The organism is Streptomyces sp. NPDC048278, assembly GCF_040652195.1.
In the GTDB taxonomy this organism is placed as follows: Bacteria; Actinomycetota; Actinomycetes; order Streptomycetales; family Streptomycetaceae; genus Streptomyces.
The window spans coordinates 230,632-255,605 of sequence record NZ_JBEZLP010000008.1 but is presented as its reverse complement, the minus strand read 5'-3'; the positions used below and the strand labels follow the sequence as shown (position 1 = coordinate 255,605).

Genomic DNA, 24,974 nt, shown 5'->3' with positions numbered 1-24,974 from the left:
GCGCCCACTCCACCGCCGCCTGTTCGCCGACCCCACCGCCCCTCCTCACCCCGCCGCTCCGCTTCACCTCCCCGTCCCATCTCCCCCCACCGCACTTCCCGACCCCGCCGCTCCTCCTCACCCCGCCGCGACGGCGCTCCGCCACGACGGTGGATTTCGGCGGTGCCGGACGGCCGGTGGGCACCTGCGGGCCGGTGGGGGCCGGTCGCGCAGTTCCCCGCGCCCCTGGGTGGGGTGCGCCACCTGCGCTCACAACGCACCCGACCCCCTCTCCCTCGTCAGCCGTCGGCGCGTCCGAACAGTGGGGCGAGGAGGAGTTGGGCTGCGCCCTCCGCGACGCCGCGGTCGCCGCCGGGGGCGAGGCGGACGGGGACGGTCGTGCCGAGGCCGCCCTCGCGGCGAGCGCGTTCGTCGAGGACGGCGGCGACCCCCCGTACGAAGGGCTCGGGCGCCGCGGCGATCGTCCGGCCACCGAGCAGCACGAGGTCGATGTCGAGCAGGCCGGCCAGGTTCGCGGCGCCGACGCCGAGGACGCGCGCCGCCTCGGCCACGTCGCCGCGGGCCACCGCCGCCAGGCACAGCGCCTCGATGCAGCCGCGGTCGCCGCAATGACAGGGCGGCCCGTCGAGCTGGACGACCTGGTGCCCGAACTCCCCGGCCCCGGTCCGCACCCCCCGGTGCACGGTGTCGCCGATCACCAGGCCCGCGCCCAGCCCCGTACCGAGGAGCAGGCAGGCGAAGGAGCCGCCCTCGCCTCCGACGGCGAGTCCGAGGGCCGCCGCGTTGCTGTCCTTGTCGACGACGACCGGTACCCCGAGCCGCTCCGCGAGCGCGTCCCGCAGCGGGAAGCCGTCCCACTCGGGGAACCCGGTGACCCGGTGCAGCACCCCGTGGCCGTGGTCGAGCGGCCCCGGCGCCCCGACTCCGACCCCGAGCAGGGTGTCGCCGCCCCGCTCGACCAGCTCCCCGGCCAGCTCCACGACCGCGCCGAGGACGGCCTCCGACCCGGCCCCCAGGTCCACCGCCGCCTGCCGCTCCGCGACCACCGTGCCGTCGAGGTCGACGAGGACCGCCCGGAGTTCGTCCCGGTCGAGCTGGATCCCCACCGCGTGCCCGGCGTCCGGCACCAGCCGCAGCACGGTGGCCGGCTTGCCGCCGGTGGACGCGCGCCGCCCGGCCTCCGCGGCGAGGCCGTCCTCCCGCAGCCGGGCAGTGATCTTGCTGACCGCCTGCGGCGTGAGCCCGGTCCGCTCGGCCAGTTCGAGCCGGCTGATGCCGTCCTCCCCCGCCGTGCGCAGCAGGTCCAGCACCAGCGCGCTGTTGTGGCTGCGCATGGCCGGCAGATTCGCCCCGACCGCCCCCGGCCGCCCGCCGACCACACCCGGCCGCCCGCTCCTCGTCCTGTTCACGCCACTCATTCTCCCTCCCACTTGCACTTTGGCAACAGCGTTGCGAAAGTAGGACGCATGACAGCTGCTGCCACTCCTCTCCGCGTCGGCCTCATCGGCTACGGCCTCGCCGGATCCGTCTTCCACGCCCCCCTGATCGCCGCCACCGAGGGCCTCGCCCTGGACACGGTGGTCACCTCGAACCCCGAGCGGCAGGCGCAGGCCGAGACCGAGTTCCCGAACGTCCGGACCGTCGCCACCCCCGACGAGCTGTTCGACCGGACCGCCGAGCTCGACCTGGTCGTCATCGCGTCCCCGAACAGGACGCACGTCCCGCTGGCGACGACCGCCCTTGAGGCGGGCCTCCCGGTCGTGGTCGACAAGCCGGTCGCCGGCACCGCCGCCGAGGCGCGCGAGCTGGCCGCCCTCGCCGAGGAGCGCGGTCTGCTGCTCTCGGTCTTCCAGAACCGCCGCTGGGACAACGACTTCCTGACGCTCCGCAAGCTGCTGGCGGACGGCGAGCTCGGCGACGCCTGGCGCTTCGAGTCCCGCTTCGAACGCTGGCGTCCGCAGCCCAAGGGCGGCTGGCGCGAGTCCGGCGACCCGGCAGAGATCGGAGGTCTCCTCTACGACCTCGGCAGCCACGTCGTCGACCAGGCCCTGGTCCTCTTCGGCCCCGCCACCGAGGTGTACGCCGAGTCGGTGATCCGCCGGGCCGGTGCCGAGACGGACGACGACACCTTCATCGCCGTCACGCACGCGAACGGCGTCCGCTCCCACCTCTACGCCTCGGCGACGACGGCCCAACTCGGCCCGCGCTTCCGGGTGCTGGGCTCGAAGGCCGGTTACGTCAAGTACGGCCTCGACCCGCAGGAGGACGCCCTGCGCAAGGGCGAGCGCCCGGATACCTCGGCCGCCTGGGGCGAGGAACCGGAGTCGCTGTACGGCCGCCTCGGCGCCGGGGAGTCCCCGGTCACCGGCGGCGGACGTACCGTCCCCACCCTCCCCGGCGACTACCCCGCCTACTACGCGGCCGTGGCCCGGGCCCTGCGGGGCGAGGGCCCCAACCCGGTGACCGCGCTGGAGGCAGCCGCCGCCCTGGACGTACTGGAAGCAGCCCGCCGTTCGGCACGAGACAAGGTGACGGTGACCCTCTGATGCACCACCCGCAGCTCACCCCGAAGACCGCTCCCGAACTCACCCCGCCCGTGGAGGAGTTGGAGAAGCAGGAACGCCGCCTGGTGTTCCGCCAGTTCACCTACGACGACGCGTGGGCGCTCGGCTCCCTGCTGGTGGAGATGGCCCGGGAGCGCCAGGCCCCCGTCGCCGTCGACATCCACCGCGCCGGCCAGCAGCTCTTCCACGCGGCCCTGCCCGGGTCCACCCCCGACAACGACGCCTGGATCACCCGCAAGCGCCGCGTCGTCGAGCGCTACGGCTCGGCCTCCTACCTGGTCGGCGCCCGCTTCCGCGCCAAGGGCACGACCTTCGAGGAGTCCTCCCGCCTCGACCCGGACGAGTACGCGGCCCACGGCGGTTCCTTCCCGATCACCGTCGAGAACGTCGGCGTCATCGGCTCGGTGACGGTCTCGGGCCTCCCCCAACTCCAGGACCACCGCTTCGTGGTGGAGGCACTGGAGCGGTTTTTGGAGGCGTAGCCGACAAAAAGGGGCGCGGGGAACTGCGCGACCAGCCACATCCGGCCCGCAGCCGACCGACTGGCGCAGTTCCCCGACCCCCAGCGGAGCGCCTACGCGTCCTTGAACTCCTGCCGCTGACGACCAAGCCCACTGATCTCCAGCTCCACCACATCCCCGGCCCGCAGGAACGGCTTCGGCTCGGGCGCGCCGAGCGCCACCCCCGCCGGAGTCCCGGTGTTGATGACATCCCCGGGGTACAGCACCATGAACTGGCTGACGTACCGCACGACTTCGGCGACCGGGAAGATCTGCTCGGCGGTGGTCCCGTCCTGCTTCAGCTCACCGTTCACCCAGAGCTTCAGCGACAGGTTCTGCGGGTCGCCGACCTCGTCGGCCGTCACCAGCCACGGCCCGAGCGGGTTGAACGTCTCGCAGTTCTTCCCCTTGTCCCAGGTCCCGCCCCGCTCGATCTGGAACTCCCGCTCGGACACGTCGTGCGCGACCGCGTACCCGGCGACGTAGGCCAGCGGATCCTCGTCGTCGGCCACATAACGGGCCGTACGCCCGATGACCACCGCCAGCTCCACCTCCCAGTCGGTCTTCACCGACCGGCGCGGCACCAGCACGGTGTCGTTCGGCCCGACGACCGTGTCCGCGGCCTTGAAGAAGACGACCGGCTCGGCCGGCGGCTCGGCCCCCGTCTCGCGGGCGTGGTCGTGGTAGTTGAGCCCGATGCACACGACCTTCCCGATCCGCCCCAGCGGCGGCCCGATCCGCAGCCCGGTCGCGTCGAGCGCGGGCAGCTCCCCCGCCTCGGCGGCGGCCCGGACCCGCCCGAGCGCCGCGGCGTCGGCGAGCAGCGCCCCGTCGATGTCGTCGACGATCCCCGTCAGGTCCCGCAGGACACCCTCGGCGTCGAGCAGCGCGGGCCGCTCCGCCCCCGCCGTACCGACTCGCAGCAGCTTCATGGTCGTCACCATCTCCCTTGACAGCAGTCGCCCGACCGATGGGTGCAGCCATCGGAGGACTGGTCGATCCTCCAAGATGAACATGCAGCGGGCAAGAGCCTGTTCATGTACTGGACCGTAGGCACCGAGCTCCTCACCTGTACAGCACGGCGCGCTCCACCGCGCTCCACGTCGTGCTGGTCACCACGTACAGCGCGGCGGCCAGCGGCACCACGGCCACGGTGATCAGCGTGAAGTACGACAGGTACGGCATCGCCTTGGTGACCGCGCCGAGTCCGGGCACCTGCTGGTCCCCCTCGCCAGACGCGGCCCCGGCCATCGCCACCGCCGCACCCGCACCGGCCTCCGCCGCCGTCCGGCGGGCGCGGCGGAAGTTGAAGGTGGCGACGGCGGCGACCACGGCGAACAGCGCCAGATAGACCAGCCCGGCGCCGCTCCCGAACCCGCTGCCGGCGAGGACATCGCTCCACCGCCCGCCGAGCGGAGCGCCCCAGAGCGCGTGGGACAGCAGACCGTTGCCCTGGCCGCCGATCGTGGGGTGGGAGAAGAGGTGGTAGAGCACGAAGAAGGCGGGCAGTTGCAGCAGCCCGGGCAGGCAGCCGGACAGCGGCGACACCTTTTCCGCCGCGTGGAGTTCGAGGACGGCCTTCTGGAGGGCCTCCTGGTTCTTCCCGTGCTTCTCGCGCAGTTCGGCGATTCTCGGCTGGAGCGCGGCCCGGGCACGCTGGCCACGGGCGGCGGCCCGGGACAGGGGATGCACGAGCAGTCGTACGAGCGCGGTGAACAGGACGATCGCGGCGGCGGCCGAGGCGGCGTGGCAGAGCGGCTGGAGCAGATCGGCGAGCTGCTCGACCAGCCCGGCGAAAGCGGACATGAAAGCGGACATGGAAGCGGACATGGGTGGGAGCCCTCCGGGGGGTCTCGTCGTGCCGTGGGTGAAGAGGGGAACGGCATGACGACGCGCGCGAGGTCACCCGGAGTCAGGGACCGGGTGGTCTACGCAGGGGTCGCCGGGAGGGCGTGTCCGGGTGCTCGCGGGCGGCTGCGGCCCTGGGCGTCCGGGTCGCGTTGCGGCAGGAAGGCCGTACGCCTGGCCCGGTCGCGTATCGCCGTACGGACCCGGGTGGGCGGCACGGCGGGCGCGGAGCGGGCGGCGAGGACCGAGCAGAGGGCGAGGGCCGAGCCGGCGGCGGCGGTCGCGGCGAGCGCGACGGTGGTGAAGAGGCTGCCGGAGTCGAGCAGGAGCAGGTCGAACAGCAGGAGCAGCAGCAGGGTGAGGGCGACAGGACGGGACGACGGGACGGCCCAACGGCGATTCACGTGCACCCCTCCCCCCTTCACTCCGGCTCCTGCCACTTCGGCCGGTTACACATGATCGTTGTACCTGATCGTTATACCTGATCGGTCTCCAGCGGCTCCAGGAGCCTCTTGGGCTTCAGGAGCGCCCGGCTGACCGGGTCCGCCGGGTCGGGGTCGAGTCCCGGGCCCGGCGTGATGACAACGTCCGCGACGGGCACGACGGTTCCGCAGGCGGGACATTCGCCGTACGAGCCGAGTTCGGTCCCGCACACCACGTGGCGGAAGTAGCGCAGCCGGACGTCCATGAGGTGTTCGCGCCCCCAGACGGCGAGGGCGCGCAGGACGGGAAAGAGCTCGGTGCCGCGCTCGGTGATGACGTACTCGTCCCGGGGCGGCGACTCCTGGTACCGGCGCTTCTCCAGGATCCCCTCCTCGGTGAGCGTCTTCAGCCGGGCCGACAGGACGGCGCGCGGGATGCCGAGGTGGACGAGGAAGTCGTTGTAGCGCCGGACGCCGTAGAGCGCGTCGCGGATGACGAGCAGGGTCCAGCGCTCGCCGACGACCTCCAGCGCCCTGGCGATCGAGCACTCCTGTGTCGCGTAGTCCTTGCCCAGTGCCATGGGGACCACCTTAGTCAGTTTCCCGGTGTGGGTTCAATGAACGAACCAACGGTGCTACGGTACTCCCATGAGTAGGTTCAATGAAAGAACCATCAAGCGTACGAGCCCCGCACCCGTCCCGGACTCCAACCCAGCCGACACCCGCGCCGACACCCCCGCCGCCCCTCAGGCCGACGCCCGGGCCCGTAGCGGTCGCCCCACCCTGGCCCTCACCAGCGCCGCGACCGCCGTGGCCCTGATGACGTACACCGCCCCGGTGGTCACACTCCCGGACACGGTCGCCGCCCTGCACACCCCGCTCTCCGCGCAGGCCTGGCTGCTGAACGGCACCCCGCTCGGCCTCGCCGCCCTCCTCCTGGTGGCGGGCAGCCTGGCCGACGACTACGGCCGCCGCCGCATCTTCGTCGCGGGCACCCTCGCCCTCGGCCTGACCACCGCCCTCGGCGGCCTGACCACCTCCACCTGGGCGTTCACCCTGGCCCGGGTGGCACAGGGCGCGGCGAGCGCGGCGATCCTCGCGAGCAGCCTGGGCCTGCTGGTGGCCGCCTTCCCGAGCCCGCGCGGCCGGCTGCACGCGACGGGCGTGTGGGGCGCGTTCGTGAGCGGCGGCATCGCCCTCGGCCCGCTGGTCGCCGGCGCGATGCCCAGCTGGCGGGTGGCGTACGCCGTACTGGGCGCCGCCGCCCTCCTGGTGGCCGCGGTCTCCACCCGCACCCTGACCGAGTCCCGCTCACCGCGCGGTGGCCGCCCGGACATCGCCGGGGCCGTGACGTTCGGCCTCGCGCTGGTCTCCCTGGTGGCGGCCCTCACCCTGGGCCGGGACGGCTGGCTGCGCGCACCGGTGGCCCTGCTGCTGGCGGCGACGGTCGTCCTGCTGGGCGCCTTCACCCTGATCGAGCGCCGTTTCGCGCCCACCCCGATGATCGACCTGGCCCTCTTCCGCACCCCCCGCTTCCTGGTCTCCTCGCTCAGCGGCCTGGTCACGGGCCTGACGGTGATAGGCCTGTTCAGCTACCTCCCGGCGCTGCTCCAGCAACTGCTGAGGATGTCCGCGATGGAGACGGCCTGGCTGTTCCTGCTCTGGTCCGGCCTGTCCTTCACGGTGGCGCTCCAGGCCAAGCGCCTGGCGGGCCGGGTCTCACCGCGTTGGCAACTCGCCGCCGGTTTCCTGCTGCACGCGGCCGGCGCGCTGACCATGCTGGGCGCCCTGGACGCGGGCTCCTGGCCGCGCCTGCTGCCGGGCCTGGTCCTGGGCGGCGCCGGCAGCGGCCTCCTCAACGCCGCGCTCCCCCTCCAGGCGGTGGAGTCGGTCCCCGCCGCCCGCGCGGCGATGGGCTCGGGCGCCCAGCAGACCTTCCGCTACATCGGCTCCTGCGCGGGCGTCGCCCTGACCATCGCCCTCGCCACGTCGTCCGGCGGCGGCCTGGCGCACGGCGCGGACGTCGCGATGGCCGTGTCCGCGGGGGTCGCGGTGCTGGGGGCGGCGGGAGTGGTGGCGCTGCGGGAGCGGGCGTGAGCCGCCCGCCGGCCGGCGCCCGCTACCCGGCGGCCACGACCTGGCCGGCCGTGACCTGGGGAGGATCGGGCAGCAGCGACGCGAGCTGGTCCCGTACGAAGTCCGCCGCCCTCCTCACCGACTCCTCGGCCCCGGCCCGGTCGTCGTACACACTGGTGGACAGCATCACTCCGCCCCCGGCGTCGACCCAGTAGTAGGCCACGAAGCCGGGGACCTGGCGGAGGAGGGGGACGAATCCCTCGGCCACCCGGCGTCCCGCCTCGGCGGGGTCCGTCACCCCTTCGTACCGCCGTACCACTGCGTACATAGCCGCTCTCCTCACCGATCCCGAGCCCTGCCGGGGCTTCCAGGGGCTTCCAGGGGCCACCAAGGGTCCCCGGGGGTCACCCTTCCCGAAACGGACATACCCCCCGAAGCGCGTCCCCCGCTCGCGGCAAGTCCGGAAGCCCCTCGGATAGGCGCACGGATACGCGCACGGATACGCGCACGGACGGGCGCCGCACGGACCATCGGCCCCGGGACGTCCCCACCCGGCGCTACGCCCGTGGCCGCATCGACACCAGCTTCCCCCACACCACCATCCGGTACCGGGACGTGAACTCCGGCGTGCAGGTGGTGAGCGTGATGTAGTACCCCGGCTCCTTGTACCCGTACGACGGCTTCACGATCGACCGCGGTACGGGCCGTACGACCCCCGAGTCGCGCGCCGACGTCTGCGGCAGGATCTGGTCCACGGTGTACGTGTAGGTCGCCGACGCCGTCTCGACCTCGACGGGGTCCCCGATCCGGAGCCGCGGCAGGTAGCGGAACGGCTCGCCGTGCGTGTTCCGGTGCCCGGCGAGCGCGAAGTTCCCTGCCTGGCCAGGCTGTTGGGTGCCGGGGTAGTGGCCGACGTACCCGTGGTTGAGCACGTTCGGCTTGCTGACGCCCTCGGCGACCGGGACGCGCAGCCCGAGCCGCGGGACGACGAGGACGGCGTACGCCTGGGAGGCGACGACACGCGTGGTGTACGACGTCTGCCGCCGCCCGCCGCCGGACCCCTGGGCCTCTGCCGCACCGGAACCCGCCTTCTCCCCGCCACCGCCCGATCCCCCGGAGCCGTTCGCCGCTCCTCCGCCGCTCCACTGCCGCTCCAGGGCCGCCACCTTCCGCGCGGCTCCCTGTTTCGCCTCCCGGTTGGTCCACCACAACTGGTGCACGACGAGCAGCATGAGCACCACGCCCACCGTGACGAGGAGTTCGCCCCCGGTCCACAGCGCCCGCCGCCGCCTGGCCCGCCACCGCCGCTCACCGTGCCCCACGACCCGCACCGCGCACCTCCCACCGCCCCGGCCCCGGCCTTCGCGTGTCGGCCCCGGCCCCGCGTCGGTCCCGCACGATAAGGCGCCCGCCGCCAACTCACCAGAGCCGCACGGCCACCCGTCACCGCACCTCCCCACGACTCCTCCCGGCACCTCCTCCTCCGCGGTCTCCCTCCACCGTCTTCCTTCACTGGTTTTAGAAACCACTGTCAGAAACCGCTGTCACAACCCTCGACAACCTCACGCACCACACCTGATGCTTCCTGTTGGCATGCGGGGGGACGAGTCGACGCCGGTCCGGGAACCGGTGTTTGAGCCGCACGGAGAGGTTGAGAGACAGCCATGATCCGACGCAGAACACTCCTGGCCGCCGCGGGAGGCGGCCTCCTGGGCAGCGCCCTGGCCACCGGCACGGCCCACGCCGACGCGACGATAGCCGTCAGTCCGTCGACCTCGTGGGGCACCTGGGAGGGCTGGGGCACCTCCCTGGCCTGGTGGGGCAATGTCTTCGGCACCCGCGACGACTTCGCCGACATCTTCTTCACCACCAAGTCGACGACGTACAACAGCACTTCGCTGCCCGGCCTCGGCCTGAACATCGCCCGCTACAACCTGGGCGCATGCAGCTGGAACAGCGTGAGCGGCGAGTCGATGGTCGCCTCCGCGAACATCCCCGCGTTCAAGCAGATCGAGGGCTACTGGCAGGACTGGAACAACGAGGACCCCACCTCCTCGGCCTGGGACTGGACGGCGGACGCCACCCAGCGCGCGATGCTCGTCAAAGCCGTCAACCGAGGCGCCACGGCCGAGCTCTTCGCCAACTCCCCCATGTGGTGGATGTGCCTGAACCACAACCCCTCCGGCGCCTCGGACGGCGGCAACAACCTCCAGTCCTGGAACTACCGCCAGCACGCCTCCCACCTCGCCTCCGTGGCCCTGTACGCCAAGAACAACTGGGGCGTGAACTTCGCGACGGTGGAGGCCTTCAACGAGCCGTCCTCCGCCTGGTGGACGGCGACCGGCACGCAGGAGGGCTGCCACATGGACTCGACCGTCCAGTCGGCCGTACTCCCCTACCTCCGCAGCGAGTTGAACAGCCGAGGCCTGACCAGCACCAAGATCTCGGCCTCCGACGAGACCAGCTACGACCTGGCCCGCACCACCTGGAGCGCCTTCTCCTCCACCACCAAGGGCTACGTGGACCGCGTCAACGTCCACGGCTACCAGGGCTCGGGCGGCCGTCGCGACCTCCTCTACACCGACGTCGTGACGACGGCCGGCAAGGCCCTCTGGAACTCCGAGACCGGCGACAACGACGGCACCGGCTACACCCTGGCCTTCAACCTGCTCTACGACTTCCGCTGGCTGCACCCCACCGCCTGGGTCTACTGGCAGGTCATGGACCCGTCCTCGAACTGGGCGATGATCGCGTACGACGCGGACACCCTGGCGGCCGGCGCGGTCACCACCAAGTACTACGTGATGGCCCAGTTCAGCCGCCACATCCGCCCCGGCATGAAGATCCTCGACACGGGCGTGAGCAACGCGGTGGCCGCCTACGACAGTTCGGCCAAACGCCTGGTGATCGTGGCCCTCAACACCGCCACCTCCGCCCAGACCTTCACCTTCAACCTCTCCGGCTTCACGACGGTGACGGGCGGCACGAACGGCCTGGTCCCGCGCTGGAACACGGTGACGACGGGCGGCGACGCGTACAAGTCGTACTCGGACACCTACCTCTCCGGGAAGACGGTGGCGGTGTCGGTCGCGGCGAAGGCGGTCCAGACCCTCCAGATCGACGGCGTGACGATCTGACCCGAACGGCCCGGACCGGGCTCACCCGGCGGCGGGGCCACGCAGCTCACCGTGCCCCGCCGCCACCACCGCGACCGTGACCGCGACCGCCACCACCGTGACCGCGACCGCCTACTGCACCCGAACCCGCATCTCGACCCGCACCTCGTCCCCGGCCTCCACCCCCTCCGCCTTCCGCACCGCACTCTTCAACGGCAGCAGATACCCCCCGTCCTTCGGAAACAGGGACGTCTCGAACACCACCCCGCCCAAGGTCACCTCGACGGGAACGACCCCCCACCCGTACGAGGCCATGCCCGCCACGGCCCGCACCTCCTCGCACTCCTCCGCCGGCACCGGCACGAAGTAGTACGGAGCGGGCCCCCGCCACTCCACGACACACCCACCGAACTCGAACCGCACCGCACGACTCCCCTCGCCACCGACTGCACCCGCTGCACCGACTGCCCCCCATCCCTATCTCTTCTTTGTCACCGCCGGGCAGTACCGTGTCGTTCATGCGCCCCGACACGCCTGCCGAGAACGTCGACCACACCGCCGAAGCGGCACGCCTGGAGCGGACCGCCGACCGCTACCCCGAGGACGCGGAAGCACTGCTGCTGCAGGCCGCGGCCCACCTGGAACTGGCCGACGACCGCCCCGCCGCCACCGCGCTCTACGACCGCCTCCTCGCCACCCCGGACACCCTGGAGAACGCGCCCCTGGTCCGGGCCCTCAAGGCGTCGAACCTGTGGGAGTACGACCACGAGGCAGAGGCCAGGGCGATCATCGACGGCATCCGCACCACGGCCCCCCGGGACCCGGCCCCCTGGGTCATCGTCGCGGAGTCCCTCGAATCCCACGACGAGCTGGAAGCGGCGCACGACACCTTCACCGAGGCGGCCACCCTCCTGTTGACGGAGGTCGCCGAACCCCCCTACGCCACGCACCCGCTCCTCTTCGGCCGCCACCGGGTCCGCCGCATGCTCGGCCTCCCCCACGACGACTGGGACGCCCGCGCCGACACCCTCCACTCCTCCCCCATCTCCCTGGACGAGCTCCACGACCCCAAGCGCGTCTGGTCCCTGGGCTCCGACAACCCGCAGGAGCTGGAGGCCGAGATCTCCCGCCTCCGAGCCGAACTCGGCACCTACCGAGAGGCCCTCTCCCGCCCCTTCCCGGTAGCGGTCCTCCACTGGCCGGCGGACGAACTCTCCGAGCTCCTGTCCGCCTACCCGGACCTGGCCACGGAGTACCCCTCCCACCCCGAACACCTCTCGACCATAGAGTCCTCCCTCCGCGAACTCTCCGTCTCCGGCACCGGCAACCTCGGCATCGTCACCGGCACCGTCCCCTCCTACGAGGCCTTCGCCGCCTCGGAGAGCTCCTCCCCGTCCGACACGGCCCTGCTCCCCCAGTACGCAACGACACTGGCGGCACGTGGCCGCGCCGTAGCCTGGCCGCCGCAGCGCACGTCGGACTGCTGGTGCGGCCAGCCCCAGCCGTACGACGCCTGCCACGGCTCTTAGGCCACCTCCCGCACCCGCTAAACCCACCCGGCGTGCCCCCACGCACCCGCCGCGCCCCAACCCCGCCCCGGAACGCAGCCGACCCCCACGGCACACCCCGGCAAGCCGCCCACTTTCCCCGGGCCGCCCGCTCGCTTCTACCCCGTGCTGGAGCGGCCCGGGTCAAGGGTGGCCCGCAGGGCCATCGGCGCAGCCGACGCGGACGCGGAGCGCAGCGGAGCGCAGCGGAGCGGGAGCGCCCTTGAGGCGGGGCGCGGAGGCACGACACTGAGGAGAAGCGGGCGGGCGCTTTGCCGATGATGCCCACTCCAGTGCGGCAGTCCCTCCCTGGGTACACGCCGACCGCCTACGCCGGCAGGATAATCCCGTGCCCAATGTCGTCCCTTCCTCTCTTGCCGTTTCCGCCCGCATGAGCAAGCAGGTGAGCAAAGACACGGCGGCGGAGCTGGCCGTAAGACGGCTGTTGCACGCGGCCGGCCTGCGTTATCGCGTCGAGTACCCCGTGCCGGGCATGCCCCGGCGGCGGATCGACGTGGCATTCACGTCGATCAAGCTAGCCGTACTCATCGACGGATGCTTCTGGCACGGATGCCCAGAACACGCGACGCAACCGAAAGCGAATGCACAGTGGTGGCGTCAGAAGCTAGACCGCAACATGGCCCGAGACGCGGAGACCACTGAACACCTCATGGCCGCCGGATGGGAGGTCCTACGATTCTGGGAACACGAGGCGCCCGACGCGGTGGCGTTGCGCGTCGCCGAGATAGTTCAACGTCGCCGCGCAGCCCTTGCAGGAAGACGATCAAAGGGGAAGGCTCGATAACCGAGCGTATGTCCGTCGATGTGCACCCGGCCAGGAGCTTGGCTGCTGGCCCGAAACGAGGCAGACCTCGCCCCTCGACTCCTGCTGGACTTCGAGCAGAACACCAGTGACATGCTCGCACTCACCGGCTGCACCGGAAATTGCTTAGTGCGGAGATCTCTCGACACGCCCTCGCGGGTACCCCGGAGGCCTACGGCGTCGGCCTGATGGCGGCTGGCACATCCTTGGCGAAGTCGAACGTGACAGTGACGCGCGATCGTCGGACACCGATCTCCGCCTCATCAGGGCGGCCACCTGCCCGGTCCACTCCGCAGAGCCACGCCTGCCGGTCAACACGAATGCCCATCTCTGCCGATGAGGGGCCGTCTCGCCCGTTTACCGAACTCCCCCTCGCAATGAGTTGGAACACCTCGGCTGCAACTTGACCTCGTTCGTCCCACACGCTGCCAGCTTCGGAGTCTCTGAACAGCGCAGAACCGGTCACCCTCATGGCCGTCCACACAGCAATGGCCCGGTGGAGCTGGTCGCCTTGCCCCACCGCCCAGAAACGCACATCGGTTGGAGAGGCACCGACGCTGTCGATGCGCTCCCACGACTGGCTGGACGTCGACCGCTGGGCGGCTCAGACTGCGAGTGGGCGTCAACTTCGGCAGGTAGATCGAAGTCTCGCGGCGGGATGCCTTCGGGTCACGTCTCTGGGTCAGCGACGGACTGGTCCAGATCACATCGGACCAGACGACCGCCCATCAAAGTTCAGGACTGACTCCTCGCCGGTGACGAGGCCGCTCGCTACGGACAGATGGGCAACTCTGCGTCACCAGCTGTGGGCGAAGCGCTGGGGCTCACCGCGTTTAGCGACATTAGCGCAACCAGAAACCTCTAACGCCGGCTACACTTCAAGCCCATGAGCCACATCGAACCAGAACACTCCCCACCTGCAAGTTTTCGCATTTTGGACCTATTTGCGGGCCCGGGTGGACTGGATGTGGCGGCACATGTCCTCGGGTACGAGGTCACCGGCATCGAATGGGATGCCGGAGCATGCGCCACCCGCACAGCAGCGGGAATGGACACCTTCCAGGGAGACGTCCGGCACTACCGTGCAGCCTTCTTTCCTCTTGCCGAGGTACTGACCGGTGGCCCCCCCTGCCAGACTTTCACCGTCGCCGGACACGGGGCAGGGCGACGTGCACTCGACCAGGTAGTGGAGTACATCGAGCAATTGCACAACGTCGTGCGTAGCGAGACTCCAGACTGGATGAAGATCTTCCGAACCTGGCGCAGGATCTCGGAGGAGCTCCGACGGAAAGAAATAGAAGCCAAGGAAGTCAGGGCCGACAAATGCAAGATCGAAGAGGCCAGGGCCAGCAACCGTAAGGCAATAAAAAGCAGACTGAAAGAGCTCGGGCAGTCCCCAAATCAGATCAAAACTTTCCTGAAAGAGCTCAAAACCCCGCAATATCCTGAAATCCCGAATAATGATGACGAACTCAAGGGAATCCTCAAGGAATTTTGGGATCTTACTGACGGCCTCGAGATACTGAAGAGTAAACTCGAAGAACTGGGCGACGAGCGAACAGGGTTGGTCCTGCAGCCCCTTTGGTGGATTATCGAACGAAGTAAGCGTCCCGGCCTGAAGCCTTACGAAGCCGTGATCCTGGAGCAGGTACCTGCGGTGATGCCAGTATGGAAGGAGTACGCCAAGGTGCTCGCATCCCTCGGATATCGGACCCGAAGGCAGCTCATGCACACTGAAGAATTTGGCGTTCCGCAGACCCGACGACGTGCGGTACTGATGGCCCGTCTCGCTCCGACCGCACGTTCGAACGAGATGCCCACCGGCACCCTCCTCGAAGTACCCGAAACTCACAAGCGCTATCGACCCGGATTCCACCCGAGCGTGCGACCGAAAGCACTTCACCCGGACACTCTCTTCGGAGAGACATCGGATTCGGCTCCCAAAGCCCCTCCCCGAGAGCAGTGGATGTCCATGGAACTGGCACTCAACAAGGCTCGGAGGATCTCATCGGGGAAGGTGCACAAGCGTCCCGCTTTCACTGTCATCTCGAACTACGGGACCGGCGGGGATCCAGAGGCGCGCGGTAGACGTGACCACAACGTCCCTTCCGCAACGATCACCGGAAAGGTGTCACGAAACCGCTTGGTTCACCAGGGAACCGACAATGACCTGGAGGAATTCGACCGCTTCACCCACGCCGAGGCTGGAGTACTCCAAACATTTCCGGTCAAATACCCCTGGAGCGGCAACGATGTTCCTCAACAGATCGGAAACGCCGTGCCTCCCCTGCTCGCGCTGCACGTGCTCCAGCACGTACTTGAACCCGGGGTGAGCGACAGCAAAGCCAAGAGCAGACTGAAGCAAGTCGCCGAGAGGCTTGAGTCCTGGAAGCCTGCTGCCCCGGTAAGGCCCCGAATGCATGCCGGCTTGAAGGGGCACCCGCTCACGGACAGATAGCCCCCTCCCGCTCCCCCCAAGGCCGTCTGCCCCGCGGCCGAGGCCTCTCGAACAACTCCGCGCAGTAGACGACGAGCGCAGCCACCGCGACCCGCCGCAGCACTTCAGGAACGCGCGACTCATCCAGGGCTGACCCGTGGACAGCCAAGGTCATCTGAGACGTTGATCGTCGCCACGAGGACGAGACGGGTCAGCTTCCTGTCCCACCTGGTCGGGGCGCTGAAAGACGTTGGCCTCCACGGCCTGGGGAGCAACTTGACTCGCAACAGCTGGAGCTGATCGGCCATTGCGACCGCCTCATCTATCTATTCCTGCGCACCAATACAGATTCTGAGATATCTGACAAAATGGCGGGTTCGTCGGGACCACGATAAGCAAAGTGAAGATAGTCGCGGGCGCGTGTACACAACACGAAAAGTCGAAGACGGGCTTCCACGCTGGTCGGATCGTCTGCATACGCTTCCAAGTCCGGCACGAAAAGACTATCGAACTCCAAACCCTTCATGCTGGCCGCAGTCACAATCCGAATCGGTCGAGTCGAGAAGTCAATGGCATCTCGGTAGGGATCGTCGTGTGCATACGCCTGGGTGTATTTCGCCAGACCAAGGCGCGTGAGTCTACTCTGGACGTCCCGCAATAGTCTCGTGGACCGGCAAATGATGCCGATACTTCGCTCCGGATGGGCTTTGAAGCAGTGGGAAACTTGCACGAGGAAAGACTCCACCGACGGAATCTTTAGGACGGTGGGGATGGCCCCTACACGCGTTGGCAAGCACATAGGGTCTCGCGACGCATTTCGAAATTCAGATGCCAGGATCGCGATCTCCCTGCTGCATCGACGGTTCTCTCGCAGAACGAGCGGAACGGTCGGTACACCAAGAGACCGTCGTATCTCGGACAGGCTGCTGTCGGCGTCATCAATCCGCTGGTTCTCGTCTGCGAACACGGTGACGCCGACACCGAGAATGCGACACAACTGGTAGAAGGCGACGGGCAAGTTCTGCCCCTCGTCGATCACTAAATGCGCGTTCGATGTCACCCTTTTTCTGACGCACTCTCGCTGTATCCCGATCCAGTCGTAGCCAAAAGCATCTTCCCCACTCAGGGGTGGATCGGTCCCGAAACGCTTCTTCCAAAATTCTCTGAACCATCGATGGTAGGTGGTAACATTCAGCGCCTCCGTAAGATCTGGCGCCAATTGCGCGAGGTATTGATGCAGCAGATTGGAGTACGTAAAGAGGGTCACATCGCGCCCGGCAACTGACAACGCCCAAGCCCGATAAACGGCCATCACGGTCTTTCCAGCACCGGGTACCCCCGTGACGACATGCCTTCCGTGGAACGGAAGGTCGAGAACTGCCCGTTGCTCGGTGTCGAGGTCGAGAAGGGACGGGATCTTCACGGCACATCTACGGCTCTTGCCGACTCCTCAAGTGCGGCCTGGACGACTCCGCGGAAGAACCCTGGGACCTCGCCGTCGCCGATCAATAGTGTCCTGTCCAAGAGTGAGTTATCGATCTCACAGCATGTCTCAGGAAGCAGCGTGCAGGCATGGCAGGCGGCACGGTTGAGGTTGGCCAACGACCTACCGGTCGAGTCGGCGCAGAGTGGATCCTGGGAGCACCACTGCGCCGATTCGAGCAGACGGATCAAAGTCTCGACGAGATTTGGTGGCTGACCTTGACGTACCAGTCCTCCCAACGTTCCCTCAGCGTCCCCGGCGGCTGTGTAGATGAATACGCCAGCCTGAGGCGGAAGATCACTTCCTGGCGGGTGGCTCCGAGCGTAGACACGTTCTCGCAATGACGCTGCGTTGTATCCACTGTCATAGGAGAGTTGACGGATGAATTGATGGGCTAGGGTGTGCAGCATCACGAATCTCGGAAGAAGGTCCGGCCCCGTTTTCTCTCTGAGGCGGTCGGCCTTGAAGGAGGCTTCCATGTTACGCATGATGCGTCGTGTCCAGCCGCGCACTGAATCAAGCTTCTCCCAGTCGCTCACACGTTGCTCGTCGACAGCAATGAAGATGCCTTCGCCGTAGGTCTCGATGGCAGGCAGCCATCGGGCCCGGCTCTGTGTGTTGACCGACACCACCCGCCCGCCCTCGTCCTCTTCGTCATCACCTGAGCTGGGCTCGTACCGCGAGAAGCCCTGCAACGCACGTACTTCACGTACCCGGTCGGCGACGACCACCGCAGTTATGCCTGCGGCCAGCTCCTCCATAGATGCTGGGGCGTCTCGACCGACCCCGAGATGAGTCCGACGCACGGAAAACGTCTTGGAATCGGCGACGGACTCCGGCGCGGAGAAAGCCGCCCACTCGGCAATACTGAGGTCCTCGTCCTGACCGAATTCAGGCGACATCGACAATGCTTCGTCGGCATGGCGCCGTCGCACAGTTTCCACGAATTCCTCTGTGACCTCGCATTGGTTGGCGATCACGGTCTTGTAGGCATCAGAGATCGGGCTGCCGTACTCGCTGTTGAAGTCCGGCCACAAAGAATGATTGACGACTTTCTGGGTCGATTCGTCTTCCTCGGAAAGGCCCGCCGGCGCCGGGATGTCGATCGCCGAGTGGGTGATCGGGAAGTACACGTTGGAAGCACCGCGCTGTACCGCTTGCGGTGTTTCCTCACAGGGATCCGTCTCGTCGGTCTCGTATTGCCAGGGGTGCGTTCCCGCGCACTCCACACCTGTTTGCTTGAGGATGTTCTTTTGGCTGATTCCTGCCAGATTTCGGCCAGCTCGGCAAACGGCACAGACGACGCGCAGCGCCTCCAATCCGGAGGACTCAGGAGTGGCGAGGAACCGGAGCCGGTGAACCTGGCATTGACGCTGAGCGTGGCCCTCGCTCCTAGAGTGAGCCCATCTACGCCAGTCGATGTCAGCCATATGGCCTGCCCGGCATACCTGAATGAAACGCATCGGAGCCAACTGCGGCCTCCCAGCACAGCGCCCGCAGGTCGGCTGCTTGTCCCGTTGCTCGCGTTCCAGGCGCCAGTACTCCATTTCCCTGCACTGAGGGCAGAAGAGCCACTTGGGGAACCGCACGTACGAGGGCCCACTGCGGCTCGCGTAAGCAGCCTTCCCGGAAGGGATGACGGGGGCTGACCGGAATCCCTCGACTCCCAATTTTCTCGCAAGCCGTGGCGAATCAACCCGCTCGGCATTGGCTGCCCAACTGCGGATGTCGGCGGCTACAAACGATTCGCCTCGCAGATCGAGGATTCCACCTACACCGAACGGGACGATGGTCTGCGATCTGCGAACCTTGCGTCGAATGTCCTTCACGGCCCTCAAGTTCCCTTCACACTGACAAGGCATTCACGGTCGACATTTCGCATAGACTGCGCCGTCTCCCACAGGCCGCCCTGCTTGCCGAAGTCCCTGAGGAGCGCCTGGTGCAGTCGTCCCTGGGGCTGGTAGTACAGACGGCTGCCCTCACCGCGCGCGATCTCGGCCTCCTGCATCCAGGCTTCGATGAGGGAGTCCAGCTGCTCGGCTGCGGCATCAGCCTCTTCCAAATCGGCTCGCCGTGCGTGATCCACCACGAGGTCGCGGATTCGGGCGACGTCGTCCGCGTGATCGAGGATGTCTCCGGCCTTGTTCTCCGCGTCCAGCCCGATTCGATGTCGCACAAGGATGGTGAGCACCGCATGGAGAGCTCGTTTACGTGAGGGCATGGACCATGGAGTGACGCTGGTGGGTTCGACATGCCGATAGAGCGATCGGTGGTACACGCTGAACGACTCGTAATGCGATCTGTCACGCGGTTTGGTCGAGCGGAAGAGGGTGACGATCAACCCCGGTACATGACGACGACCTACTCGGCTGGTGGCTTGGATGTATTCCGAAGTCGTCTTGGGCTGTCCGTTCATGAGCATGAGTCCGAGCCGAGGAACGTCGACTCCTACGGACAGCATGTTGGTCGTGGCGAGGAAGGAAACACTGCCGGCTTCCTTGAAGCTCTTGCCGAGACGCTCGAGCAATCGTGGTTGAGCGGCGCGCGGAATGTTACTCGTGAGCTCAACGACCGAATCGTCGTTCAGCCTGCGTCGCTGCGTGTCGTCCTTCGTCAGATGCTCGAGCCGCGCGGGGATGTCGTCACGTGCAATCGTGACAGTTCTGCCGAGTTCTCGAAGGCTGTTGTGATAGGCGACCGTGGTCCAGTAAGCGTCACGAAGGTTGTCGTCGTCGCAGATCTCCTTCGGGGCTTGGAGCGCGGCCGCCCCCACATGCACGGTCGACGTCGAGGCGGTGTGCCCCTGTGCCATGACACCCACGTACAGACGTCCGGGCTTGTCGTTGTCGGGTGAGGCAAAGTAGGAGTGACCGGCGTTGATCCCTGCCGGAGGAAAGAGCTGTGCGGGTCGACCGTAGAGGCTGCGGATCTGGTCCTGCGAACGTCGGATCGTCGCTGTGGACGCGATCACCTTCGGGATGGTGCCGCTGCGGGTGCAGAGTTCGAGGACGGCTGCTTCGTAGAGACCGACCGTCGTGCCCAGGGGTCCGGCTAGGAGGTGGAGCTCGTCCTGGATGACCAACGAGGGAGCACGTTTGCCGTTCCCACCGAAAAGTTTGCCCGCTTCTGACTCCCAGGCCAGTCGCGCGAACTTGTCCACGGTGCCCAGGACGAACGTCGGCGGTTCTTTGTACATCTGCTCGTCCACGACGGATACGGGCAGTAGCTCGTGGAAAACACATGCATCGCGCGGGCAGAAGAACGAGGTGGTGACTCCGTCCGCCCGAATGCCAAAGTCGCGATCCTGCCCCTGCCGTTCTGGGACGATCTCGGTGCCGCACCAAGGGCAACGCTCGAGCAGGAAGCGATCATCGGGGCTGTTCATCTGCTTCAGGGCATCTAGTTCGTCCTGCGCGGCCGAGATCTTGTTCGGCGTCGTCTCCTTACCCACCCAGAGACCGATGGAAAATGGTTCCTGCCCCAGCTCATGAGACAGCACTCCGTCGTGACCTCTCCGGATGTACTCCAGGGCACAGACTGCCGTCGCAGTGCGCTGGAACTGCTGTGTGGTGAGGAGGCTCAGCGTGTACCGACTCAGAACGGCCGTGCCACCCCCAGCAGCACCGAACGTCAACCGGCGCCAGAGGATCTCGAAACAGGCCGTGAGGAGGTAGGCCTCCGTCTTGCCTCCGCCTGTCGGGAACCAGATGAGGTCGACTGTCCTGCGACTCTCGTGCTCGGGCTTCATCAACCCCTCGATCACGACGAGGAAATAGGCGAGCTGAAAGGGGTGCCAGGCATAGTCGCCGTCGGGCTCGGACAGTTCGAGCACTTCGCTGTTTCTGCGGCGCCGGCTGCCCGCCAGTTCTTTGCGGCTGTGGAGCATTTGGAGCGCCATGGCGCGGTTGGCCAGCCGGAAGGCCTCACGTGCCCTGGTTCCTGCAGGGGTCTCTGCTGTGAGGGCTTCCACTCCCGACGACATACGGTCAACTGCCGTCCCGATGCGTTCCAAGATGCGCCCAGTGGGTGCGACAGCCCATGTCGGCAAGGAGTCCGCATCCGACCGCTGGGTGCCGAACCACTCGCGATAGCCCTGAACGAAGAGGTGCAGTTCAGCCTTCAGGTCGTCCACGGCGACATCCGGCTGTGAAAGATGCGCGAGGTTGAGCACCGGTAGGTCCCTGGGACCATCGGGCTTGATGTGCTCGACCACTTGTTGTGGCATGACCTCTGCTCGCACGGTGGTCACGGGGTCGGACCGGTAGTCCCACTCGACGGCACAACCGTGCCCCACAGCCCTGGTCACGATGTCCCGGTACTGGACCCGAAGTTCCTGCTCTTCCTCATCCCGGCTGTTGAGGCGAGTACTCGGGTACTCCAGGATGAAGGACCCATCGAGTGTCGTCGCCTGTAGTTGAGCCTGGAAGAGCATCAGTTCGCGGTCCTTGTGCGTGCTCTCCTCCTCATCATGCGCGTTAGCGAGCACGCAGGTAATGAGATGTCCGTTACCGAAAGGGCGCCACCGGACATGGAGAAGACCATGACCGTCCAGAACGCCAATCGGCGTCGGTCGCTCGGCGGACACGATCTCGGTCGTGGACAGCCGCGGTTGCCTTCGCCAGCTGCGACGCCCACCTTCTCGGACTGTCAGGTAGCGGGACGCCTCACATGTCACCGCGATGTGGCGAGCGTTGGTGAAGAAGGAGAAGCCAAGCGAGGACGGAAGCCATGCGTTCGCCTCGGCCACAGGATCGTCGGCAAAGCTGTCTTCCTCCCCGTTTCCCGCCACCGCCTCGCTGAAGTCCTGCTCGCCGTCGCCCTGCGACTGCTCCAGCAACGAGGCGCCTCGCGGATACAACGTGCCCATCAGGTAACGCCGGTCAGGCGGGTCGATGAGCGACTCGTCCTCAGGACCTGCCGGCCCCACCAGTTGCTTGCGGAGGTACGTCGCGAAGTCGGACCGGTAGCCAGAGAGTTGTGATGCGGAGTCGTTCACTGGAGACGTCCCTCGCGTGTGAGCACGGTTATACCCAGTTCTTTTAGCGCCTGGCGGGTTCCGGGGCGGCAAGCGACCCAGAGCTGGGCTCGAGCCCTGGTCAGAGCGACGTAAAGTGCGTCAAGACGGCCCTTGAGATGTTCGGGCTCGAGATCGATCACACAGACCACGTGGTTCTCGTGGCCTTTGAAGTCTGTGACAGAAGACCAGGTGAGGCGGTGTTTCGTGCGGTCGGTTCCGACTACGTCGGAGAACCGCTCGATCTTTGAAGCGCGTTGTGTCAGACGCGCCGAGCTCGCTTCCCACTCCCCCGCGGCGGACAGCAGCGTGATGTCACGGAGTGAGACCCCCTCCCGCACGAGTTCATTGACATAGTCGTCGAGGACCACCGCCTCCCCGCGGACATCTTGTGTGTCGACGAAGAGGACCGGCTCGCCCTCGCCTGCGGACGCTACTCCCAGGTCGGCTCCCGTGTAGTGATGGACCTGCTTGACGATCTGCACGGTGTTACGGCAGTTGCGCTTCATAGGCCCATACACGAGGCCCAAGGGGCGCAGGTAGTCCCAGGCCTCGGGGTCGAATGCTTCTGGTGCCAGAACCTGGTTGTTCTGATCGAGCATGAAGAGCCAGTGGCCTCCCGTAAGGCCACCCGAGACGAGTTCCTCCAGGGTGCCCAGATGGTCGAAAGTCATCAGGTCCTGTGCTTCGTCCACGATCAGCTGATCGAAGGTGTGGCCTCGAACTTCGTCCAGACGGTCGAAGGGCAGGACCGTGATCGAGTCGTCCGTCAGGATCCGGTTCATGTGGGCAGCCAGTGTGGTGCTCGCACAGGTGAACAGGACGCTGCCAGTCACGGACTTGCGGCGGGCCGCCTCGGCGGCGAGGAAAGTCTTGCCGGTGCCAGCTCCCCCTGTCCAGACGAGGCGTGCATTGGATTCCAACTCGTCGAGCCTGTCGATCTGCTCACTTGTGAGGCGCTCGAAGACGACGTCGAGATGCGTCAGCCGGGACCGCAAATTGGGCACGAGGTCGAACTCCGGGCGGACGGCCTCGAGCATCCTCTTGCGAAGGGAGGCGGCGACAGGGGTGCGGGCCCACCTGTTCCGCGCCAGCCAGAAGCGAGTGGCTCTTTCGATGCCTTGTGCAAGACCGCGTCCGCCGTCGTACGCGGTGGCGCCCAGATACTGTTGGGGCTCGAACTCGGTCGTGCGTTGGATGTCGACGTCTGTGGTGATCACGAGGTACCCACTCGGGACGCCGTGGTCCCTCAAGTTCCCCACCAGGGCACCCAGCTCCCGCTCGAACTCGTGCATGCCTCCGCTGGCCTGGGCGAAGGGGCCCTCCTTCGGCCCGTCTTCACGGCCGGGAGGCCCGTAGTACCACTTTCCGTCGCGCTGGTGGACCCTACCGCCCTTGACCTCGATGAAGAGCAGGATGTCAGGCATGATGACGACGAAGTCGATCTCGCCAACACGCTTCTTGTGGTGCTTGGGAAGATGAACCGTGTGCAGGGCGACGCTCTGGTCATCGGGGATCGCCTTGAGCGCCGCGAACACCCTGCGCTCGGCCTCGCTCCTCGTGCTGCTCGAGACTTCGCTCGGAATAATTCGCATCAACTCTCCCCACGGTCACGCCCAGACGTCACCAAAATACCGAGCGACAGATCGTCGGCGGGCCACCTCTGGCGAGGAAGTGCTGGCAGCCACTCCCCGTTGAGTGATGGACTACGACGGAGCAGCGACGAAGTAGGGGCGCGGGGGCGTGATGACCACGGAACGGGGCGATGCATCCGAGATCCGGCTGGATCGATCCGGCCGAGATCTACTCGTCCGGCTCGTAGGTCGATTGACGGACGAAGGGGTGGAGCACAGTGCAGCCCTGATGCACGTGATAAGGGCTTCACGCCTCGAGCCGCACGAGTCCCAGGCCTTGTACGAAGCCGTGGCGGCGGTGCAGGAGGAGGCCGAACAGGAAGCAGCACAGGACATCACGGAGAGCCCGGCTCCCGACGAGCGGACCGGTCTCGATGAGGTGGTCGATGACCTGGATTCCTTCGACGAAGGAGACGGAGCCCCGGACCTCGAGTCCCTTCGAGGGACGGTACGTGTCGGCGACATGTCGGCTGCCCGCCGCGCCGCTCGAGACCTGCTCGAGACGGATCGACGACGAGTGCACCCGCACCGACGCCTGCTGAGCGCAGAGGAGGAGGTCGGGCTCTGTCTTCTCTTCCGAGGAACAAGAAAATCCTCGGAGGAGTTGCCTCATGGCTACTTGGGGACACTTCCGCGAGACAGCGAGTCCTATAGAGCCGCTTCTGCCATGGTCGTACACAATCAGCGGCTAGTGCACAAGATCCTCCGTGGTATGGGGCGCTGGGATGGTGACCCCATGTACGAAGACCTTGCGCAGCACGGCATGGTTGGACTCATTCGCGCCTTGGAGAAGTTCGACGTCTCGATGGGTTGCAAGTTTTCCACCTATGCCACCTGGTGGGTTCGGCAACGCATCACGAGGGCCGTGATCAACGAAGAGGCCACGATTCGACTTCCGGTTCATGTCTGGACTGATGTGGAGAAGGTCCGGAGGCAGGAGCGAGCGTTTCTTGACAGCGGAAGAGTCCCCACAGAGGATGACCTTTCCTTGGCATGCAAACTCAGTCCCGAAAAGGTGACGGAGTATTTGAAGTTGTCACATCGGGTAGTTCTGTCGCTCGACCAACCTGTCGGCCAGAAGGCATCTCTCGGAGATTTGGCCGTCGACGAGTTTCAACGCCTTCCGAGTCCGGAACAGGAGTTGTGGTCAGAATTTGAGCGCGAGGAACTTTTCCAGTTTTTCGACGCATGTATGTTCACGGAGAGAACCCGGAATGTTCTCCTGTTGCGGAATGGCTTCATCGACGGCACGGCCTGGACGTTGGAAGAGATCGGGAAGAAATTCAAGATCACACGCGAACGTATCCGGCAGATCGAGAAGCGGGCTCTGGAGGAGTTGAGGATCCAGATGGGGTTGGATCCCGACAACCCCGATGCGGAACGCCGCCGGAGAAAGGCCGCCCGGAGGATGGCTCAGGAGGTCGCCGAGATGGCCGAGCGGCGCAGTAGGCCGACGGGACGAGCAGAGGTGGGGGTCAGCGCAACACTGCAGAAGGACGGTCCGGGCAAG

At 66.9% G+C, this 24,974-nt stretch carries 19 protein-coding genes and 1 pseudogene; 8 read left to right on the top strand and 12 right to left on the bottom strand.

Going from position 1 to position 24,974, the window contains the following annotated elements; genetic code table 11:
* Nucleotides 1-278: 278 nt before the first annotated feature.
* Complete coding sequence (locus tag AB0D74_RS17315) at nucleotides 279-1,334, bottom strand: ROK family transcriptional regulator (protein ID WP_362586885.1); 1,056 nt, start codon at nucleotides 1,332-1,334, stop codon at nucleotides 279-281.
* A 132-nt stretch (nucleotides 1,335-1,466) separates the two neighbouring features.
* On the opposite strand from AB0D74_RS17315, the gene AB0D74_RS17310 reads away from it, so the two are divergent.
* Both AB0D74_RS17310 and AB0D74_RS17305 read left to right on the top strand, forming a co-directional pair.
* Nucleotides 1,467-2,546: a Gfo/Idh/MocA family oxidoreductase gene (locus tag AB0D74_RS17310; RefSeq protein ID WP_362586611.1), complete on the top strand. Its 1,080-nt coding sequence runs from the start codon at nucleotides 1,467-1,469 to the stop codon at nucleotides 2,544-2,546.
* A complete protein-coding gene (locus AB0D74_RS17305; RefSeq protein ID WP_362586609.1) occupies nucleotides 2,546-3,046 on the top strand; it encodes a heme-degrading domain-containing protein in 501 nt (166 codons plus the stop codon). The genes AB0D74_RS17310 and AB0D74_RS17305 overlap by 1 nt, the downstream gene beginning before the upstream one ends.
* Nucleotides 3,047-3,138: 92 nt before the next feature.
* On the opposite strand, the gene AB0D74_RS17300 is transcribed toward AB0D74_RS17305, so the two are convergent.
* The 4 genes from AB0D74_RS17300 to AB0D74_RS17285 all read right to left on the bottom strand — a co-directional run bounded on the left by AB0D74_RS17300 (nucleotide 3,139) and on the right by AB0D74_RS17285 (nucleotide 5,915).
* Nucleotides 3,139-3,996, bottom strand: coding sequence for a fumarylacetoacetate hydrolase family protein (locus AB0D74_RS17300; protein ID WP_362586607.1), 858 nt, complete (start codon nucleotides 3,994-3,996; stop codon nucleotides 3,139-3,141).
* Nucleotides 3,997-4,129: 133 nt separating this feature from the next.
* Nucleotides 4,130-4,882, bottom strand: a complete 753-nt coding sequence (yidC, locus tag AB0D74_RS17295; RefSeq protein ID WP_362586882.1) for a membrane protein insertase YidC — start codon at nucleotides 4,880-4,882, stop codon at nucleotides 4,130-4,132.
* A 110-nt stretch (nucleotides 4,883-4,992) separates the two neighbouring features.
* Nucleotides 4,993-5,316 carry a DUF6412 domain-containing protein gene (locus AB0D74_RS17290; protein WP_362586604.1) on the bottom strand — a complete coding sequence of 108 codons (324 nt, stop codon included), beginning with the start codon at nucleotides 5,314-5,316 and terminating at the stop codon, nucleotides 4,993-4,995.
* A gap of 71 nt (nucleotides 5,317-5,387) precedes the next feature.
* Nucleotides 5,388-5,915 carry a helix-turn-helix domain-containing protein gene (locus AB0D74_RS17285; protein ID WP_362586601.1) on the bottom strand — a complete coding sequence of 176 codons (528 nt, stop codon included), beginning with the start codon at nucleotides 5,913-5,915 and terminating at the stop codon, nucleotides 5,388-5,390.
* A 67-nt stretch (nucleotides 5,916-5,982) separates the two neighbouring features.
* On the opposite strand from AB0D74_RS17285, the gene AB0D74_RS17280 reads away from it, so the two are divergent.
* Nucleotides 5,983-7,431, top strand: a complete 1,449-nt coding sequence (locus tag AB0D74_RS17280; protein WP_362586598.1) for an MFS transporter — start codon at nucleotides 5,983-5,985, stop codon at nucleotides 7,429-7,431.
* 22 nt (nucleotides 7,432-7,453) lie between these two features.
* Here the strand turns inward: AB0D74_RS17280 and AB0D74_RS17275 are convergent, their stop codons facing one another.
* Both AB0D74_RS17275 and AB0D74_RS17270 read right to left on the bottom strand, forming a co-directional pair.
* The gene (locus AB0D74_RS17275) at nucleotides 7,454-7,738 is read right to left on the bottom strand and encodes an antibiotic biosynthesis monooxygenase (RefSeq protein WP_362586595.1); all 285 of its coding nucleotides are present in this window, start codon (nucleotides 7,736-7,738) and stop codon (nucleotides 7,454-7,456) included.
* Between the two features lie 229 nt (nucleotides 7,739-7,967).
* Nucleotides 7,968-8,732 (bottom strand): class E sortase, encoded by a 765-nt coding sequence (locus tag AB0D74_RS17270; RefSeq protein WP_362586592.1) that lies wholly within the window; start codon nucleotides 8,730-8,732, stop codon nucleotides 7,968-7,970.
* Between the two features lie 342 nt (nucleotides 8,733-9,074).
* Between AB0D74_RS17270 and AB0D74_RS17265 the strand changes: the two genes are divergently transcribed.
* Nucleotides 9,075-10,547 carry a beta-1,6-galactanase gene (locus AB0D74_RS17265; protein ID WP_362586589.1) on the top strand — a complete coding sequence of 491 codons (1,473 nt, stop codon included), beginning with the start codon at nucleotides 9,075-9,077 and terminating at the stop codon, nucleotides 10,545-10,547.
* Nucleotides 10,548-10,658: 111 nt separating this feature from the next.
* Here AB0D74_RS17265 and AB0D74_RS17260 read toward each other — a convergent pair whose 3' ends face one another.
* A complete protein-coding gene (locus AB0D74_RS17260) occupies nucleotides 10,659-10,949 on the bottom strand; it encodes a DUF1905 domain-containing protein (RefSeq protein WP_362586586.1) in 291 nt (96 codons plus the stop codon).
* Between the two features lie 95 nt (nucleotides 10,950-11,044).
* On the opposite strand from AB0D74_RS17260, the gene AB0D74_RS17255 reads away from it, so the two are divergent.
* The 3 genes from AB0D74_RS17255 (at nucleotide 11,045) to AB0D74_RS17245 (ending at nucleotide 15,354) form a co-directional block, all read left to right on the top strand.
* Nucleotides 11,045-12,055, top strand: a complete 1,011-nt coding sequence (locus AB0D74_RS17255) for a hypothetical protein (protein ID WP_362586583.1) — start codon at nucleotides 11,045-11,047, stop codon at nucleotides 12,053-12,055.
* A gap of 409 nt (nucleotides 12,056-12,464) precedes the next feature.
* On the top strand, nucleotides 12,465-12,878 hold the full coding sequence (locus AB0D74_RS17250; protein ID WP_362586879.1) for a very short patch repair endonuclease: 414 nt from the start codon (nucleotides 12,465-12,467) through the stop codon (nucleotides 12,876-12,878).
* Nucleotides 12,879-13,782: 904 nt separating this feature from the next.
* Nucleotides 13,783-15,354: a DNA cytosine methyltransferase gene (locus AB0D74_RS17245; protein WP_362586580.1), complete on the top strand. Its 1,572-nt coding sequence runs from the start codon at nucleotides 13,783-13,785 to the stop codon at nucleotides 15,352-15,354.
* A gap of 301 nt (nucleotides 15,355-15,655) precedes the next feature.
* Here AB0D74_RS17245 and AB0D74_RS17240 read toward each other — a convergent pair whose 3' ends face one another.
* The 4 genes from AB0D74_RS17240 to AB0D74_RS17225 are packed head-to-tail and all read right to left on the bottom strand — an operon-like array spanning nucleotide 15,656 to nucleotide 23,425.
* A complete protein-coding gene (locus AB0D74_RS17240; RefSeq protein ID WP_362586577.1) occupies nucleotides 15,656-16,756 on the bottom strand; it encodes an AAA family ATPase in 1,101 nt (366 codons plus the stop codon).
* Nucleotides 16,753-18,678, bottom strand: a complete 1,926-nt coding sequence (locus AB0D74_RS17235; RefSeq protein WP_362586574.1) for a DUF1998 domain-containing protein — start codon at nucleotides 18,676-18,678, stop codon at nucleotides 16,753-16,755. Before AB0D74_RS17235 ends, AB0D74_RS17240 begins: the two co-directional genes overlap by 4 nt.
* Nucleotides 18,651-21,812 carry a helicase-related protein gene (locus tag AB0D74_RS17230; RefSeq protein ID WP_362586571.1) on the bottom strand — a complete coding sequence of 1,054 codons (3,162 nt, stop codon included), beginning with the start codon at nucleotides 21,810-21,812 and terminating at the stop codon, nucleotides 18,651-18,653. The genes AB0D74_RS17235 and AB0D74_RS17230 overlap by 28 nt, the downstream gene beginning before the upstream one ends.
* Nucleotides 21,809-23,425 carry an NERD domain-containing protein gene (locus AB0D74_RS17225; RefSeq protein WP_362586568.1) on the bottom strand — a complete coding sequence of 539 codons (1,617 nt, stop codon included), beginning with the start codon at nucleotides 23,423-23,425 and terminating at the stop codon, nucleotides 21,809-21,811. Before AB0D74_RS17225 ends, AB0D74_RS17230 begins: the two co-directional genes overlap by 4 nt.
* A gap of 151 nt (nucleotides 23,426-23,576) precedes the next feature.
* Between AB0D74_RS17225 and AB0D74_RS17220 the strand changes: the two are divergent.
* Nucleotides 23,577-24,800: pseudogene (locus AB0D74_RS17220) on the top strand (sigma-70 family RNA polymerase sigma factor); the annotation flags it as partial.
* Between the last annotated feature and the right edge of the window lie 174 nt (nucleotides 24,801-24,974).

Coding starts and splice junctions, on each gene's coding strand:
- AB0D74_RS17315 (WP_362586885.1), bottom strand. CDS start 1,334: ATGCGCAGCCACAACAGCGCGCTGGTGCTGGACCTGCTGCGCACGGCG.
- AB0D74_RS17310 (WP_362586611.1), top strand. CDS start 1,467: ATGACAGCTGCTGCCACTCCTCTCCGCGTCGGCCTCATCGGCTACGGC.
- AB0D74_RS17305 (WP_362586609.1), top strand. CDS start 2,546: ATGCACCACCCGCAGCTCACCCCGAAGACCGCTCCCGAACTCACCCCG.
- AB0D74_RS17300 (WP_362586607.1), bottom strand. CDS start 3,996: ATGAAGCTGCTGCGAGTCGGTACGGCGGGGGCGGAGCGGCCCGCGCTG.
- yidC (WP_362586882.1), bottom strand. CDS start 4,882: ATGTCCGCTTTCATGTCCGCTTTCGCCGGGCTGGTCGAGCAGCTCGCC.
- AB0D74_RS17285 (WP_362586601.1), bottom strand. CDS start 5,915: ATGGCACTGGGCAAGGACTACGCGACACAGGAGTGCTCGATCGCCAGG.
- AB0D74_RS17280 (WP_362586598.1), top strand. CDS start 5,983: ATGAGTAGGTTCAATGAAAGAACCATCAAGCGTACGAGCCCCGCACCC.
- AB0D74_RS17275 (WP_362586595.1), bottom strand. CDS start 7,738: ATGTACGCAGTGGTACGGCGGTACGAAGGGGTGACGGACCCCGCCGAG.
- AB0D74_RS17265 (WP_362586589.1), top strand. CDS start 9,075: ATGATCCGACGCAGAACACTCCTGGCCGCCGCGGGAGGCGGCCTCCTG.
- AB0D74_RS17255 (WP_362586583.1), top strand. CDS start 11,045: ATGCGCCCCGACACGCCTGCCGAGAACGTCGACCACACCGCCGAAGCG.
- AB0D74_RS17250 (WP_362586879.1), top strand. CDS start 12,465: ATGAGCAAGCAGGTGAGCAAAGACACGGCGGCGGAGCTGGCCGTAAGA.
- AB0D74_RS17245 (WP_362586580.1), top strand. CDS start 13,783: ATGAGCCACATCGAACCAGAACACTCCCCACCTGCAAGTTTTCGCATT.
- AB0D74_RS17235 (WP_362586574.1), bottom strand. CDS start 18,678: ATGCCTTGTCAGTGTGAAGGGAACTTGAGGGCCGTGAAGGACATTCGA.
- AB0D74_RS17225 (WP_362586568.1), bottom strand. CDS start 23,425: ATGCGAATTATTCCGAGCGAAGTCTCGAGCAGCACGAGGAGCGAGGCC.